This window comes from Pseudoalteromonas sp. GB43 (assembly GCF_054923805.1).
This window is the reverse complement of the sequence record NZ_JBPCHJ010000001.1, coordinates 3102135-3118220: the sequence shown is the minus strand read 5'-3', so window position 1 is coordinate 3118220 and position 16086 is coordinate 3102135. Positions and strand designations below refer to the sequence as shown.

The window sequence follows — 16086 nt, the reverse complement described above, 5'->3', positions numbered from 1 at the left end:
TATAACCTATTTTACATTTTTCACGGCTAAATTATAATAATCAATTAGTCAGTAAAGTGCGTTTTCTATACTTTTTAAGACTAAGCTAATTTTCTATTAGCTCAACCTGCTTAGAAGACCAGGCATTGATAAGCGCTTTTACTAAAGAAGCCAGCGGTATTGCGAAAAACACGCCCCAAAAGCCCCATAAACCGCCAAAAAACAATACTGCAACGATGATGAACACTGGGTTTAAATCTACCGCTTCAGAGAACAATAACGGCACTAACACATTGCCATCAAGTGCTTGGATCACGCCATAGATGATTAAAATAGTCCAAAATTGTGTTTCTAAACCAAACTGGAATAACGCCACTGCAGCGACAGGAATGGTTACCAATGCCGCCCCTACAAATGGAATAAGCACAGACAAGCCAACTAATACGCCGAGTAAAGCCGCATAGCGAAGGTCAAGCACTGCAAAAGCGATAAAAGATGCAGTACCAACAATTAAAATTTCAAATACCTTACCGCGAATATAATTCATGATTTGTTGATTCATTTCTTGCCAAACTTGAATGATCAAGCGACGTTGCTTAGGCAATAAACGCTCAGCACTTTGCGTGAGCTCTAATTTATCTTTAAGCATAAAGAATACTAAGAGCGGCACTAAAATAAGATAAATCAGCCAAGCTGCAACGTCTTTTATCGAAGTTAATGACACCGATAGCACCAACTGACCAAACTCAATAGCTTTGGTCTCAACACTGGTAACAATTGATTTAACCTGATCTTCAGTAATCAAACTTGGGTAATCTTCAGGAAGATGTAACAGCAGTGCTTTACCTTTTTCGATCATATAAGGCGTTTCTTGAACTAGATTGCTGGTTTGCTGCCAAAGCACATATCCCATGCCGACAATAATCATAATCATCAAACCACTGAATACCAGCATAACTAGAATCGTTGCGGTAAACCGTTTCAAACCCAGCTTTTCTAAGTGAGCAACAGGCCAATCTAGTAAATAGGCAATCACCAAGGCAACTAAAACTGGAACGATTAACGAACCAAAAAAGTAGAAAAATGCAAAGGTTGCAATAAGCAATAACAACAAGGTTACTGAATGGGGATCAGAAAATTTATTTTCGTACCAGGCTTTTACATACTCAAACACGAATGGGCTCCACTGTTAGCATACCTAATTCTAGGTCAATTTTAAAATGGTAATGATGTTTTTCTAAAAATCGCTGCATATCGTCCGTTGCCTCAGCAGCATTAAATGTAAAAGTCACGGCTTGTTGAGCCGATACTGCCTTATTCAACCCTAATTTAAACTGAATAAATTGTTGAGGGCACTTATAGTCCCTTAAATCAACCGTTAACATAGCGAATCAACTGCGTTATTAATATGAATAATAAGTATAAGATGTAGGCACCTTGCTAAAATAAGTCTTTATAATGAGAAACAACTCATTTTTTTCTTAAAACACGCAAAACAATAGTTTATCCTTATTCAATAACTGGTAGTAAAGGAAACCTGATGCCTGGCTCGCATAATAAAGCGCAATTACCTGCGAATCCAACTCTTAAAGAGATAAACTGGTATAAAAAACAAATAAACTGGGGCGAGCTGCCGCCTTTTTATCATATGGTCGCATCATCGGTTAGCGAATCTGAAGGGATTTTAGACCACGGTTTTGATAATGCCGTTAAACAATTAATTGACCCACGCAACTGGAACCTTGATTTATTAGGTGACCATGAAACCGACATGGGCGAAATTGTCTGTGAGCAAAAACCGCGCATTGCTTTGCATCAAAGCTTTACGGACCGAGGTTTCGAATTATGGGCCTACCCTTATGCAAAAGATGTGACGGTAGACCAATACATCAAAGACAACCGCTTTATGGAATTTAAGGTGTGGGATCCGCACACCATGAAAAACCTTATTCGTTTTAACCAGCTTCATAAATTCATCGCTTTTTACTTTGAAAGAGGTGACAAAGCTGACAAAGCCTTAATTCTGCATGCTCATAAAGTAGCGCATAAAATCATAACTTTTTTACAACGGGAGTTGAACGTTGTTAAGCTAGATGGAGTCACAATAAAAGATTTCTATCAATTGTGCGAAAAAGACAGCCGAGCATGCAGCGACGAAATAGATTTAGCAAAAGTCATGTTAGGTGAGCAAATCAACAAGGAATAAGATGCGACTAAAATTAGCCTTTATTACACTGTGTAGTGCATTACTGACATTTTCGATATTGCACAGTGAGCCGTTGAAGGCACAAACTAACTTTAAGCTGCCCGATTTAGGGACCTCGGCATTACAAGCCTTACCGATTGAAAAAGAACAAGCAATCGGTGAAGTGATGATGATGCAAATTCGTGGCTCATCACCCGTTGTCAATGACCCTGTTCTTGATGAGTATCTGACCACTTTGGGCCGCCGTTTAGTCGCAAACGCCAACGATGTTCGTTTTCCATTTTCTTTTTTCTGGGTTAATAACCCTGAAATCAACGCTTTTGCGTTCTATGGTGGTCATGTAGGTGTGCATACAGGGCTCATGGCACAAGCCGATAACGAAAGTCAATTTGCCTCAGTACTTGGGCACGAAATTGCCCACGTAACACAGCGCCATTTAGCGCGTCGTATTCAACAACAGCAAGATAACAGCGCGTTAACCATCGCTGGTATGATTGCTGGTATTTTAGCTACCGTTGTTGCACCTGATGCTGGTATTGCAATTATCTCAGCAAACCAGACACAAGCGGCGTTTAGTCAATTAACTCATAGTCGTGCTGCTGAACAAGAGGCAGACCGTATTGGTATGCAGACCTTAAATAATGCTGGGTTTGATCCTCGCCAATCGAGCGAGTTTTTAACTAAACTTGCTGCACAAATTCGCTACAAATATAAGCCGCCCGCATTTTTGCTGACTCACCCATTGCCAGAAAGCCGTGTCTCTGATGTGCGCTTACGTGCCGAGCAGTATCCAAAAAGGCACTACTCCGATAGCCTAGAGTTTAACTTAGCTAAGAGCCGTGTTATTGCTCGTTATCATCAAAAAGCCAAAGCAGCTGAAGATTTGTTTCGTAAATTAATGCGTGAAAATACCGTTCATAACGACACTGCACTTAAATATGGTTTGGGTATTAGCTTGTTGGATCAAAAAAAGCTTGATGAAGCAGCCAGCATTTTGAACCCATTACTAGAGCAAGATCCAAAGAACTTATTTTATATAGACACACACACCGACTTACTCATTGCGCAAGGTAAAGCGAATGAAGCGGTGGAATTTTTAGCTAAATTAGATATCGATAGACCTAACAATCAGGTAATTGCCTTAAACTATGCAAATGCTGCGATGGAAGCAAAACAATTTGACCTTGCTGAACGTATTTTAAAATCTTACTTGTTAGCAAAACCTGAGAACAACCTTGCCAAAGAGCTGATTGCTGATGTCTACAAAAAGCAAGAGAATATGGCTTCTTATCATGAAGCGCATGCCAATGTACTGGCCCAATATGGTGCTTATTTAAAGGCAGCTGATGAAATTCAAAAAGCACTAAACTTTGTTGAGCCTGAAGAATTAGTTAAACAACAACGTTTAAAAGCCCTACTCACGCAATACCGTCAATTACAAAAAGAGCTTGCGAGACTTTAAGTCTCGCGGCGCTTGCCCTAAAATAAGCCAAATTATTAAATGTGAGAACACACCATGTCTGTGACTATTTATCATAATCCACGTTGTTCAAAATCGCGTGAAACACTTGCCCTACTAGAAAACAATAACGTACAACCAAGTGTTGTTGAATACCTAAAAACACCACTTAATGAGCAGCAAATTGCGACCTTAATTAGCCAATTGGGCTTTACTTCAGCGCGTGAATTAATGCGTACTAAAGAAGACATCTACAAAGAGCTTGAGCTTAAAAACGAGCAAAACGAAGACAAATTAATTGCTGCAATGGCTGCCAATCCAAAGCTAATCGAGCGCCCAATTGTTGAAAATAATGGCAAAGCTGCTCTAGGTCGTCCACCAGAAAACGTATTAAGCGTACTTTAATGACTATAAACATTGTTGTGCTTTACCACTCAAGCCATGGCTCTGTAGAAGCAATGGCACATGAGATAGCCGAGTCGATTGAGCAACAAGGAGCAACTGCTTTATTGCGCACGTTTGTAAAGCGTCAGCCACACGATATTGTGATCAGCAAAGATGATCTAATTAATTGTGATGGCTTGGCCTTTGGCACCCCTACTCGATTTGGCATGATGGCCTCACAAGCAAAAAGCTTTTGGGAAACCACCAGTGATCTATGGCTTAAAGGTCAGCTAATAGATAAACCTGCTTGTGTATTTTCGTCATCGAGCAGTATGCACGGTGGTAACGAAGCTACCTTGTTGAATCTATCACTGCCGTTGTTACATCACGGTATGATGTTACTCGGTGTGCCTTATGAGGTACCTGAATTATTAGCAACAGAAACTGGTGGTACGCCATACGGTGCGACTCATGTGGCCGGTAGCAATAACAGCAATGTGTTAAGTAAAGACGAAATTAAAATTTGCCAAAGTGTTGGAAAACGCTTGGCACTGATTACGAGTAAATTACAATGAGCTTGGAACCAAAGCTAAATCAGCCTGTTGCCAAAAAGCCAATTACTAAACGATTCCAACGTTTTGCACTGATTGGTTATATCGGCTTATTAATTTTAATGCCAGTTTGGTTGTTTTTAATTGCCCCAAGAGAAGGCCACAGTAACGGCTTTATCTTTGTTGTTTATATACTCCCTCTTCTATTACCACTAAAAGGGATTATTCAAGATAAGCCTTATACCTACGCGTGGGCAAACTTTATCGTGATGTTCTATTTTATCCATGGTTTTACATTACTATGGGTCGCACAAGAACAGCTGATTTGGGTATTACTTGAGTTAATCTTTGCCAGTCTGATGTTTATTGGTTGCACTTATTATGCTCGCCATCGCGGACAAGAGCTTGGCCTTAAGATACGTAAATTAAAAGAAGAGCTGGCCGAAGAAAAAGCGGCACATGAGCACGATAAATAAGCACTTTCGTTTAGCTTAAGTAAAACAAAAAACGGCAACCAAGGTTGCCGTTTTTTTATGTCACTTTATTTAGTTTTTATGCGTTCACACCAACTCTGCTAAGGTGGCTAGCGCGACAATACTTGCCAGACCCACTTGGCCAATTAAGCTAAATAGTGAAAACAGTCTTAAAATAAACAGCCCCCATGGATGACGAATATGCGGGTACAGCGCACAGCGTTTTAAACTTGTAGCAAAGAAAAAGCATAAGATAGAAACTAATGTAAAGCCCAGCGTTAACTCACTTTTAATAGCAATGCTATTGTCAAAAAAGAAGAACAACTGCACAGGTAGTAACACAGTTACAATCGCGTGGAGTAAGTGCACTTTTTTAACGCGATCAAACTGCCCTTCTGGCGAAAGCTCTTTAATACCAAAGTCATGCTCAAGGCATTTAACTAAGTTATCTGCTTTAATGCTTACAGCTAATCGGTAGCAACTTAGACCATCGTTGTTACGAACTCTAAAGTCATAGCCCGCTTTTAAAAGCAACACCAGTAAAGGTCCATTCTCGGCTAATACGGCGTAATGTAATGCTGTATTCCCTTTGTTGTCTTGAATTTTCTTATCTTGATGTTCAAGTATTGTCTCAACCACATTCACATAGCCTTTTTCGGTTGCCCACATAAAGGCTGTTTTACCGTTTTCGTCAGCTAATGCACCTGTTGCGCCTTGCTCAATAAAACGCTTTGCCATGGTTTGTTTTGCATTTTCGTGGCTTAAATGAGCAAGTAAAGCTTGTTCAAGTAACGATGCGGAATCAACATCAGGTGATACAAGTTTTAGTAAGGTGAAGTAATCTTCACCGTGAGCAACTTTTTCAGCTGCAAGCGCCGTTAATGATTCAAGATCAGCCACTGAATCAGGGATAAAACCACTAAAGCGCTCTCTAAAGTCAACTTCGGTCCACAGTTCTAATACATCGTCCGCAGACATTTTTGCACCGTGATTAAGCACATGTTCTATCACAGTGAAATAGCGCCGATTAAATAACTGGTGAATCAAAGTTATAGGTGTTTTAACAGCCGATTGAGCAAATGCGCTAGCGTATTTCTCTAAGCGCTGGCATAACATTAAAACAAGACTCTCAGGGGTGTAGTCGTTTTCTAAAAAGTGCGCTTTCATAGCATTAATGTAATGCAGCGCAGCTTCATCAAATTCAGAGATGTGTTGGAAATAACACTCTTCAAACGGTTCAAGAGGAGTCAACCAAGTAAGGTAATAAATAGGCGGAAGAACCGTCGTACACACACCGTCATCTTCATTAGTAGAACGACATGCCGGCCAAGCTTCTAAAGCGTCTAAAATATAAGCCCCGTTTTGCTCAGCTAATCCTTTGATCAGTAACGGGTATTCCTTTGGCCAAATCAGTACATTTTCCATTAAAAAAACACAACTCCGCTGCACATTATTCGATGTCTTATTAAGCAATTAGTTATAGCAAAATTTAACTGACAGTTTGCTTAATATTGCGACCAATAACACAGTATCTGATAGATACTTTGGTAAACAAGAAAAGTAGTATGATTCTACCACAGAGGGTTACAGGTGCTAGCGCAAAGTAGGTGATTTTTAAAGAAAATAGAAAAGCAGCGGCACATGGACGGTACTCACTGCTTGGTTGGAGACTGAAAGTAACTAAAAAGCCCGATGAGGTGAAGGTAATCGCGCTTTTTAGCTGACTTACTTACTTGCTAATTCGTGTGTCACTTCATCAATGCCAACTTGGCTAATGCGCTGCAGCACTTCTTTTTGCTTTGCGCTTAACAGTGAGATACCTTCAGCAACAATATCGTATACTTTCCACTGCTTGTCTTTGCCTTGGCGTAATTTAAAGTGCAAATCTATAGCTGGCGCATTGTCATCAACAATTTGTGTCTTAACAGTTGCATAACCATCGTCGATTAGTTGTGATTGATCAAAAATTACTTTTTGGTTTGTGTATTTCATTAGCGCGCCAGCATAAGTCACTGTTAAGTAATGCTCAACCGCAGCAATAAAATCAACGGCTTGTTCACGGCGCAGACCTTTAATGTGCTTACCTAAAAGCTTATACGATACAAACTTAATATCCATATGTGGTAATAAGCGTTTTTCAACAATATTCGCCATTGCTTCTGAGCTTGCATCACCTTTCGCATTTACATTTGCGATATCAACAAATAAATCAGCAGTGACTGATTCTAATAATTGCTTAGGCGAGCGGTCTTCACTGGCAAAAGCAGATGCAGCAAAAAATGCTGCAATTAGCAAAAATGAGTTAACTAGTTTGGTCATCGTGTTCACCTCTAAACGAAAATTTTCGCTAATATACCGATATTAAATCCACAAAAAAAGAAACAATCTGACATTGTTTTAATGCCAATTAAGCACCAATCGATTTTTTCCATAGTTTTCAGCTAATTGCTAAAAAATATGAGAATGTGCACAGCTTCTGTGTTTTTTTGCACATTGAAAAGCCCCTAACACCGCCTTATTTACTTGCTCATCGACATAATGAGAAGTACCGAAATGAAATTTAAAAAGCCATTAAAAGCACTTATTTTGAGTGCAGCTGCTCTTTTAGCAGCACCAAGTTATTCAGCTTCAAATCATGGTTATGCCATTGATTACATTCAAGGTGAAGGTGATGTAAAAGGTCTAAAGCTGGCCTATCAGTACCATGTACCCAATGAAAAGTTGCCCTTACAACACGCCCGCTTGTACTTCGAATCTAGTTTTAATATTTGGCAGTATGGCAAAGACAACAAACATCAAACTAATATCGTGTTAGCTATGTCTCCGGTGATCCAATACCCTGTGTTTAATGTGAAAAACATGCCTGTTTATGTGGAGTTTGGGATTGGCGTTTCACTGTTGGACGACACCCGTTTTGCAGGCAAAAACGTTAGTACTCACTATCAGTTTGAAGATAGATTGGGTCTAGTTGCAGATTTAGGTGACGACTCAACCTTAGCACTTAGATATTTACATTACTCAAATGCGGGTTTCAAGAGCCCTAACCCTGGCCTTGATTTTATTTCACTGTCTTATGCAAGACGATTTTAAGTGCTACTATATCGCTGTGTATATCGGCAGGATTTCAAGATGGAAACTTGGCAAATTATAGCCATTGTTGTTGCTGTGTTTGGTGTAGTAATTGGTAACCTTATGTTGCTAAAACATGCAGCAAAAATGGACTTCAAAGTGCCTAAAAGCGATGATAATGAAGATAAGAAAAGCCCTGATGAATAATCAGGGCTTTTCTATTTAATGCTTTAGCTAAGATTAAACTAACCAATGTGCCATTAAGACAATCACCGGTAATGTCACTAAAGTTCTTAAAATAAAGATGAAGAACAATTCGATAATATTAACCGGAATTTTACTACCTAAAAGCAGTGCTCCCACTTCCGACATATAAATCAATTGCGTCACACTCATTGCTGCGATAATAAACCGTGTTACATCACTTTCAATACTACCCGCTGCAAGAATTGACGGAATAAACATATCAGCAAATCCAACCATAATTGTTTGTGCTGCGATTATCAGCTTCAGGTACTTGTAATAGCTCTAAAAATGGCACAAACGGCTTGCCCATATATTCAAAAATTGGCGTATATTCAGCAATAATCAAGGCAAATGTGCCCACAGCCATAACGACAGGTAACACAGCGAATACCATATCAAAGGCGTTATGTAGACCTTCTTTCACTGTACCAGCAAAACCCGGTGCAGTGCGCGCTTTAGCAAGCGCCACATCAAGTGAATGAGAGACTAATGTTTTACCTTCAGGCACTGATTCTGCGTCTTTATCAGGCTCTGAGCCATCAAAATAAAGGTCTTTTTTGAAGCGTAATGGTGGTAAGCGAGGCACAATTAATGCCGCAACAAAACCCGCCAAACACACTGTTAAATAAAACGGTGCAAACAAGTGTTCAAGCTTTACTTGGCCAATAACAACTAAACAAAAGGTAATTGATACTGCAGAGAAAGTAGTACCAATAATGGCAGCTTCGCGTTGTGTATAGTGTTTATCTTCATACTGTCGAGCGGTCATCAAAATACCCACACTACCATCACCTAACCAAGATGCTACACAGTTAACCGCACTGCGACCTGGCACACCAAAAAGTGGACGCATCACTTTAGTTAATAAGGTACCGACTAGCTCTAACAAGCCGAAGTTTAATAATAACGGTAATAGTAAGCCCGCTAAAACAAACACAGAAAACAACACTGGCAACAAGTCGTTTAAAACCAGTGCACCGGTATTACCGGAAATAATCATTTCTGGCCCTTGTTTTGTGTAGGTCAAAACGATAAAAACCATGCCTAATAAACGAACACTCAACCACAACCAACTAACATCAAATAAATGTTTAATTATAAAGAACTTAAGTAATGGCTGGGGTTTAAACAACTTTATCACTAAAGATAAAATACCGGTAATGCAAACAATGCTCGTAATTAAACCAAGCGCGAAAGGAGCTATCCACGCCTGCACAGCTTTTGCCATAACAGCAATCGGAATGGTCATTGCCTCACCTATGGGTACCGGCGTCATAAACAAGAAGACACCTATAAGTGAGGGAACGAAAAAGGTAAACAAGGTTCGCAAGTCACTGCGATGGGCTGTGTTTAAGTTAGACATATTTTCAACCTGTAAAAACCACAAAAAGAGCGGCTAAGCTCTTTTTGTGGTGGTTTTAACTATTATAATTATTAAATATTAATACCGCGCTGACGTAGTGCATTCTCTAATGCTTGCTGGAGATCATTCATTGTTCCTGGCTCAAGAATTGTGCCTGCAGAATCCATCCACGTTAAGCTTGTGCCACCTTCTTTAGTGCGACTAACAAGAATTTGATATTGGTCATCTTCAATTGGTAGCTCAGCTAACTCTTCACCCCAAATTGAGTCCCATACGCTTGATTCTGGCTTTTTATAATCAGCCGTGATCAAACCACGATCTTGGTCAATTTCTACAATAGTGAAAGATAAGCGCTCTAAGAAACCTGAAAAACGCTCAAACACAGCAAAGTAGTCCTGCTCAGTCACTAAAGCTGCATTCCCTTTGTCATCAAACCCCATCTCTAACGAGATAACACCTTGCTTTTTGCGCATTTCAACTTCAAGTTGACGATAGCGATAATCAAATTCAGCGACAACTTGGTTTAACGCACGCACTTCTAACTGTTGCTGTAAAAGCGGTGTAAGTGGTTGACTATCGCTTTTATAATCTACTAACTTAGCATTTAATGACGCAGTACGTTGGTGCGATTTTTCTTCAATAGTAAATAAGAAACGTTGTTGTGATACTTCGGTTTCGCTTTCCCAAAACCAACCATCTTCTGGTTTTATAATTGTGTACCAATCTGTTTCAACACTTCCTAAAAGCTTATCTTCTTTTATTGCAGAAGTATTTTTTTCGTTCAACACGGCGTGGATCGAGTCCCAAATGAACTCGTCTAAATCAACAATACCGTCGTTTTTATCAAAATAAACACGCGCATCTTTGTCACCCTCTTCTACCCAACTACCTTGAGCAATGGTAATAACCTGTGCTGGCGGACGGTAGTTTTTCGCTTCAGGGTTATTGTCGTATTGCGCAACGTCCATTTTATATGTCGGATCTTGAGCCGGTTGCGCTAAACCTTCAGGTGCTTTGACTGGTTGATTAGCACGATAATTGCGTTTGTGGTGCGCTTCGTCGGTAAATACACCGCACCCAGTTAAACTTACCACTACGCTTACAGCAAGCGCCTTTGAGATCCAATACTGCACAGATATTTCTCCTTAGCAAACCCTTAATTCTTTTAACAAATATATGAGTGGGTAATACCGATTTGGTTCACTGTAAAATCACTTTTAACTTTACATTTCTTGTTTTTATGCAAAAAACCCGAATAGATTGGGCTAGCGTAACGTGTTTGAATGCTTATCGCCTTGCAAAATTTTAACTATGGTACTTTCTGATGCCCCTAAAAACAAGAAAGAGCGCACTTTATTCACGGCTTAATTAATCGTCGCTATCGTTAACTAAGCAAATTATGTTAAACTTCGCCGCCGTGCGGTATTAAACTCACGTGAAATTAAAGCTTAATCAAGCTTATATCCATTGGTATTGTTAATTACTAGGTATTTAAAATTCCATGACTGCATTTACAAATCATCAGATAGTACTCACTGCGATTGGCGAAGATAGACCCGGTATCGTCAGCGAATTAACTCAGTTAGTGAGTGATTGCCATTGCAATATAATTGACAGTCGCATTGCTATTTTGGGCAACGAGTTCACCTTTATCATGCTACTAGCAGGTGATATGTCGGCAATTAGCCGCATTGAACATACTTTGCCAACTAAAGGAATGGAACTAGGCCTTTTAACCATGATGAAACGCACTGCAAGTCATGTTGCATGTGAATTTTGTGCCGGTTACACCCTCGAATACACAGGTATTGATACACCAGGAACATTAAGTAAAGTTACGCGCTTTTTTGCTGATAACAACATCAGCATTTGTTCTCTTAAATCAGACACTTATAATGAAGATAACGAGCTTAAAATGCGCTGTGAACTTGAGTTTAATATTCCTGTTGAAGTCGATATTGATAACTTTAAAGTGAGCTTTGAAGATCTTTCTCGTAGTTTGAACGTAGATTATATTTTCAGACGCATTCGCTAAGGAGCAAAGCATGAAAACAATTAATCCATTACAAGCAGGCGACACAGCCCCAGCTTTTAGTTTACAAAATCAAAATGACGAAACTATCGTACTCGCTGATTCTTTTAAAAGAGCAGCAAGTACTGGTTTATTTCTACCCTAAAGCATCAACACCAGGTTGCACTGTACAAGCAGAGAACTTACGTGATGAAAAAGCTGAGCTAGCTAAATTAAATACACGTGTTGTAGGTATCAGCCCTGATCCAATCAAGCGTTTAAAGAATTTTGAAACCAAAAAAGAGCTTAACTTTGATTTATTAGCCGACGAAGATCACGCGATTGCTGATGCCTTTGGTATTTGGGGTTACAAGAAGTTTATGGGTAAAGAATACGAAGGAATTCATCGTATTAGCTTCCTTGTAAACCAAGACGGTAAAATCAAACATGTGTTTGATAAGTTCAAAACCAAAGACCATCATCAGGTGGTGTTGGACTATTTAGCGCAGAATTGATAGTTACAAGAACATAGTATAAAAGCGTTGCCATGGTGCAACGCTTTTTTGTTTTTAACTGGAAATATTAAACCCCGTGTCTACTTTATCGGGGTCAGATCAGACGGCTAACGGCTAAACCCTAACTAATTCCTAAATACTTATGTACTTGAACCGATAAACGCCAGTTCTTTGCAATACAGGTTTCAATAGCAAGTTTAGTTGCTGAGATCTTTTGGCTAATTGGTTGTAGATACACTAAACGTGGATTCACACCTGTTTTTAAGAATAAGTCTTCGAGCTCTTCCACATGCTTTTGCATTGCCACTGGGTGTTTAATCTCATCAGCGCGCTGCATTGCACTGCGTAGTACTTTATAGCCACCACGCATATTAATTTTTGGGGATACAGTCACCCATGTCTGCTCAGGGACTAAAATTTCAAATGTACCGCTGGTTTCAATTTGAGTCGAATAGCCATTTGCGTGTAATAATTCACACACTGGATTTAGGTCGTACATGCAAGGCTCACCACCGGTGATCACCACATGTTTTGCGTTGTAGCCACGTTCTTTAAATAGCGCTAACACTTGCTCCGCTGTTGCTTCTGCCCAATGATCTGAGTCTGCTTTTTTCTCAACGGTGTCATCAAGTGACACTTTATACACATTATCAACGTCCCATGTTTGTTTTGTATCACACCAAGCACAACCCACAGGGCAGCCTTGTAAACGTAAAAAGATTGAAGGTGTACCCGTAAAACTCGCTTCACCTTGAATTGTTTCAAACACTTCGTTAATTTTGTACAAAAGACATCTCACTTACGACGCAAGGGTATAAAATACATACCATCAAAAAAACCAAAAACACGCGCAAAAATTGTTATTTAGGCCCGAGCCGTGTAGTATATCGCGCCCTGAAGTAAACCTCTATCAAAAGTAAGAGCAAAACAGATATGACGCAAAAAGTAGTTGTGATTTATTCCGGCGGTATGGACTCATTTACCGTATTAAATAAAGCCCTGCAACAAGGCCACGAAGTGTATGCCCTGTCTTTCGACTACGGCCAGCGTCATGTTAAAGAGCTTAAAGTAGCTGCTCAAGTATGTGAAAAGTTAAGTGTTTCTCACAAGATTGTTGATATTTCAGCGATCAACCAATTAATTGGTGGCTCATCACTAACTGATGATATCGAAGTACCAGAAGGTCACTACGAAGAAGAAAGCATGAAGAGCACAATTGTGCCTAACCGCAACATGATTTTACTCTCACTGGCTGTGGGTTATGCGGTGTCTTTAAAAGCTAGTAAAGTTTATTACGGTGCCCATTCAGGCGATCATGCAATTTATCCAGACTGTCGCCCTGAGTTCGTACAAAAAATGGATGATGTTTGCCGTATTGCCAACTACGACGCTGTTGAAATTTTCAGCCCATACTTAAACAATACCAAAATCGACATTTTGACAGACGGTTTAAAAATGGGTCTTGACTACAGCCAAACGTGGACCTGTTACAACGGCCGCGACAAGGCCTGTGGTAAATGTGGTGCTTGCCAAGAGCGCTTAGAAGCCTTTGCATTAAACAAGGTTACCGACCCTATCGAATACGAATAACGACATAGCTAAGTGATAAGGCGAGTTTAACTCGCCTTTTTTGATTGTGTTTGTTGAATCAGATTTAACAACTCTGCTGTGGCAGTTGCATCAGCTAACGCTCTATGGTGATTCGTTAAATTCAATTCAAAATGTGCCGCTAAGTTACCAAGCGAATATGACTTAAGCTTTGGAAATGCCTTTCGTGATTCAACTACAGTACATAGCTTTGGCATTTTAAAGCCTTGCCCAAGTGCAGCATATTCTTTGCGAATGAAGCCGAAGTCAAAATTCACATTATGAGCAACAAATACACTGCCTTTTAATAGTGAGCGCAGTGTATCGGCAATCTCTTCAAAGCATGGCGCATCACGAACCATAGCAGCGTTTATCCCCGTTAACTTGGTGATAAAAGCAGGAATACTGCGCTCAGGATTGATTAAACTCGCCCATTGATTGATTACTTCACCCGCTTGTAACTGCACAACCGCTATTTCGGTAATTTTATTATTACCTTGTACGCCGCCGGTGGTTTCTATATCCACCACACTGTAAATACGATTCGGATCATTAAACCAATTTACCGCAACGATATTTACTGCAAAGCCTTGTTGTTTTAACACCTCAATACTGACAAGTTGGTTGCGTCTTAATTTGTCGCCAGGGGCTTTCACTTCTTCAAAGGTGAGTGTATCCCCCTTTAACACCATCAAGTCTGGATAGCCATCTTTGAGCTGTTTAAAGGTTTTTGTCATTTGCAATAAATGCGCTTTTAAATTTGTAAGCGGGCTGTGTTTTATTAATACCTCTAGCGGCTCTAACATATCGCTGTGCCACATGAAAACACCATTGGGGGCTTCATAAAACTGCCCTGCGTTTTTGCAAACATATTTATATAAAGCTTCATTACTAGTGAATTTTGCCAGCTTTAGCTCAATTTGTGTTTGTTGCACTGTGTAAAAACAATCAGCCAGCAACACCTTTGGATAAAGATCAAATTCATTACACGGCGGGTGCGGGGTCTCTATAAAGAGCTCTTGCCAGAACGTTAAGGTAAAGAAGCTCAGCCAAAGATTATTCTCGGTAAAAAATACCGTATTACCCAGCTGTTGATAATGCTCACACACTCCTTGCTCTACATCGCCACGGTAAATATCATCAACCTCTAATTGATGCTCGGTATCGATGAGCATTTGTGTTAGGCGTGAGCGATGTTGCTTATTATATTTACGCTGTAAAAAGTCCTCTGCAAAATACAAAATGCCATCATCAAGTGGGTCTTGAATAATTTGCTCAAGCTTTTGTTCAACCCAGTTTTTATCACCTTGTTTATAACGCTGACGAATTGCCAGCTCTTGCGCTTCACTACTGCCTTCACAGTGCTCAAGTAATTCAAATGCAAATGCTAAGTCATGCTCTTTAAGCTGCTTATTCAAGCGGATCAGTAACTTGTTTTTGATACTCTGGGCTAATTCATCTTCACAGCTAATGGCTAAAAGCGCTTGGGCTAAATTTTGATACTGTGATTCTGAGTCACTTTCTTTGAACTGCATTCGCAGCTTATTTAATTGATAATGCGTTTGTGCTTCGGCTAGCGTTTGAAAACGAGAGATGCTCTCATTCACATCAGCTCGCACTTTTGCAATCCCTAAATCACGCATCACAAAACGATTTTGATGATTGATATCGCCGCCACTTAGTCGATCGCTATGTAAAAACTCAAAGTATTCATAATACTGGCAACGGCTATTGACCACGAACTGACTAAACAACGCCTCTAATTCACTGTGGTTGCGATCAATATGCTCTTTACACAGTTGGGTCAAGCGCTGTTTACTGGCTGACTTTTTGTAATCAGGTTTAGTCGCCATTAACTCATCATTCGCTAATAAGGTTAACAGGGTTGGTTTGGTTAAATGCTCAAGCAATAGGTCTAATTCATCGCTGCTAGGATGTGCCACCAGCCCTTGCTGCTTTAGCTTAAAAATAGCACCGTGCAGATTGGGGATCTCTTCATAATTTAATGATGACAACGCAACGATTTTTGGCTTTCGAGAATATATACGCAGCAAAGTACATAAGCTTTGCTCATCAAGCTGAAGGAGTTTTTCAAGAAATAACTGCTGCTCTGCTAGAAGCAGATGCTTGCACTGAGATTGAATAAATTCAGCAAGCTCAAAGAAATGACTTAAATAATATTTTGCTGGTAATTGTGTTTTCATAGCCAAACCCGACACTGTATATAAACACAGTATCAGGTA

General features: G+C 39.8%; 16 protein-coding genes and 2 pseudogenes. 10 read left to right on the top strand and 8 right to left on the bottom strand.

Annotated features, from left to right (window positions below; translation table 11 throughout):
* Positions 1 to 85: 85 nt before the first annotated feature.
* Positions 86 to 1153, bottom strand: a complete 1068-nt coding sequence (locus ACRWSG_RS14850) for an AI-2E family transporter (RefSeq protein ID WP_462166612.1) — start codon at positions 1151 to 1153, stop codon at positions 86 to 88.
* A complete protein-coding gene (locus tag ACRWSG_RS14845) occupies positions 1146 to 1364 on the bottom strand; it encodes a sulfurtransferase TusA family protein (protein WP_462166611.1) in 219 nt (72 codons plus the stop codon). The genes ACRWSG_RS14850 and ACRWSG_RS14845 overlap by 8 nt, the downstream gene beginning before the upstream one ends.
* Before the next feature lie 155 nt (positions 1365 to 1519).
* Between ACRWSG_RS14845 and ACRWSG_RS14840 the strand changes: the two genes are divergently transcribed.
* Genes ACRWSG_RS14840 through ACRWSG_RS14820 form a run of 5 tightly spaced genes read left to right on the top strand, consistent with a single transcriptional unit; the run spans position 1520 to position 5055 of the window.
* Positions 1520 to 2185, top strand: coding sequence for a hypothetical protein (locus ACRWSG_RS14840; RefSeq protein ID WP_462166610.1), 666 nt, complete (start codon positions 1520 to 1522; stop codon positions 2183 to 2185).
* Between the two features lies 1 nt (position 2186).
* The gene (gene bepA, locus ACRWSG_RS14835; protein WP_054553737.1) at positions 2187 to 3647 is read left to right on the top strand and encodes a beta-barrel assembly-enhancing protease; all 1461 of its coding nucleotides are present in this window, start codon (positions 2187 to 2189) and stop codon (positions 3645 to 3647) included.
* A 54-nt stretch (positions 3648 to 3701) separates the two neighbouring features.
* Complete coding sequence (gene arsC / locus ACRWSG_RS14830) at positions 3702 to 4049, top strand: arsenate reductase (glutaredoxin) (protein ID WP_054553738.1); 348 nt, start codon at positions 3702 to 3704, stop codon at positions 4047 to 4049.
* A complete protein-coding gene (wrbA, locus tag ACRWSG_RS14825; RefSeq protein ID WP_166341510.1) occupies positions 4049 to 4603 on the top strand; it encodes an NAD(P)H:quinone oxidoreductase in 555 nt (184 codons plus the stop codon). Before arsC ends, wrbA begins: the two co-directional genes overlap by 1 nt.
* Positions 4600 to 5055, top strand: a complete 456-nt coding sequence (locus tag ACRWSG_RS14820) for a DUF2069 domain-containing protein (protein ID WP_054553740.1) — start codon at positions 4600 to 4602, stop codon at positions 5053 to 5055. The genes wrbA and ACRWSG_RS14820 overlap by 4 nt, the downstream gene beginning before the upstream one ends.
* A gap of 84 nt (positions 5056 to 5139) precedes the next feature.
* Here the strand turns inward: ACRWSG_RS14820 and ACRWSG_RS14815 are convergent, their stop codons facing one another.
* Complete coding sequence (locus ACRWSG_RS14815; RefSeq protein WP_462166609.1) at positions 5140 to 6477, bottom strand: ankyrin repeat domain-containing protein; 1338 nt, start codon at positions 6475 to 6477, stop codon at positions 5140 to 5142.
* A 300-nt stretch (positions 6478 to 6777) separates the two neighbouring features.
* The gene (locus ACRWSG_RS14810; RefSeq protein WP_462166608.1) at positions 6778 to 7371 is read right to left on the bottom strand and encodes an MlaC/ttg2D family ABC transporter substrate-binding protein; all 594 of its coding nucleotides are present in this window, start codon (positions 7369 to 7371) and stop codon (positions 6778 to 6780) included.
* Between the two features lie 234 nt (positions 7372 to 7605).
* Between ACRWSG_RS14810 and ACRWSG_RS14805 the strand changes: the two genes are divergently transcribed.
* A complete protein-coding gene (locus ACRWSG_RS14805; RefSeq protein WP_054553743.1) occupies positions 7606 to 8142 on the top strand; it encodes an acyloxyacyl hydrolase in 537 nt (178 codons plus the stop codon).
* Positions 8143 to 8181: 39 nt separating this feature from the next.
* A complete protein-coding gene (locus tag ACRWSG_RS14800) occupies positions 8182 to 8328 on the top strand; it encodes a DUF2897 family protein (RefSeq protein WP_082389286.1) in 147 nt (48 codons plus the stop codon).
* A gap of 33 nt (positions 8329 to 8361) precedes the next feature.
* On the opposite strand, the pseudogene ACRWSG_RS14795 reads toward ACRWSG_RS14800, so the two are convergent.
* Positions 8362 to 9730: pseudogene (locus ACRWSG_RS14795) on the bottom strand (YjiH family protein).
* Between the two features lie 71 nt (positions 9731 to 9801).
* Positions 9802 to 10863: an outer membrane protein assembly factor BamC gene (bamC, locus tag ACRWSG_RS14790; protein ID WP_462166606.1), complete on the bottom strand. Its 1062-nt coding sequence runs from the start codon at positions 10861 to 10863 to the stop codon at positions 9802 to 9804.
* Positions 10864 to 11231: 368 nt separating this feature from the next.
* Between bamC and ACRWSG_RS14785 the strand changes: the two genes are divergently transcribed.
* Both ACRWSG_RS14785 and bcp read left to right on the top strand, forming a co-directional pair.
* Positions 11232 to 11765 carry a glycine cleavage system transcriptional repressor gene (locus tag ACRWSG_RS14785; RefSeq protein ID WP_339981126.1) on the top strand — a complete coding sequence of 178 codons (534 nt, stop codon included), beginning with the start codon at positions 11232 to 11234 and terminating at the stop codon, positions 11763 to 11765.
* A 10-nt stretch (positions 11766 to 11775) separates the two neighbouring features.
* Positions 11776 to 12256 (top strand): annotated as a pseudogene (bcp, locus tag ACRWSG_RS14780) (thioredoxin-dependent thiol peroxidase).
* Positions 12257 to 12377: 121 nt separating this feature from the next.
* On the opposite strand, the gene queE reads toward bcp, so the two are convergent.
* The gene (queE, locus tag ACRWSG_RS14775) at positions 12378 to 13043 is read right to left on the bottom strand and encodes a 7-carboxy-7-deazaguanine synthase QueE (RefSeq protein WP_138619883.1); all 666 of its coding nucleotides are present in this window, start codon (positions 13041 to 13043) and stop codon (positions 12378 to 12380) included.
* Positions 13044 to 13165: 122 nt separating this feature from the next.
* Between queE and queC the strand changes: the two genes are divergently transcribed.
* A complete protein-coding gene (queC, locus tag ACRWSG_RS14770; RefSeq protein WP_294410187.1) occupies positions 13166 to 13846 on the top strand; it encodes a 7-cyano-7-deazaguanine synthase QueC in 681 nt (226 codons plus the stop codon).
* A gap of 26 nt (positions 13847 to 13872) precedes the next feature.
* Here the strand turns inward: queC and ACRWSG_RS14765 are convergent, their stop codons facing one another.
* Positions 13873 to 16047 (bottom strand): exonuclease domain-containing protein, encoded by a 2175-nt coding sequence (locus ACRWSG_RS14765; RefSeq protein WP_462166604.1) that lies wholly within the window; start codon positions 16045 to 16047, stop codon positions 13873 to 13875.
* Positions 16048 to 16086 lie beyond the last annotated feature (39 nt).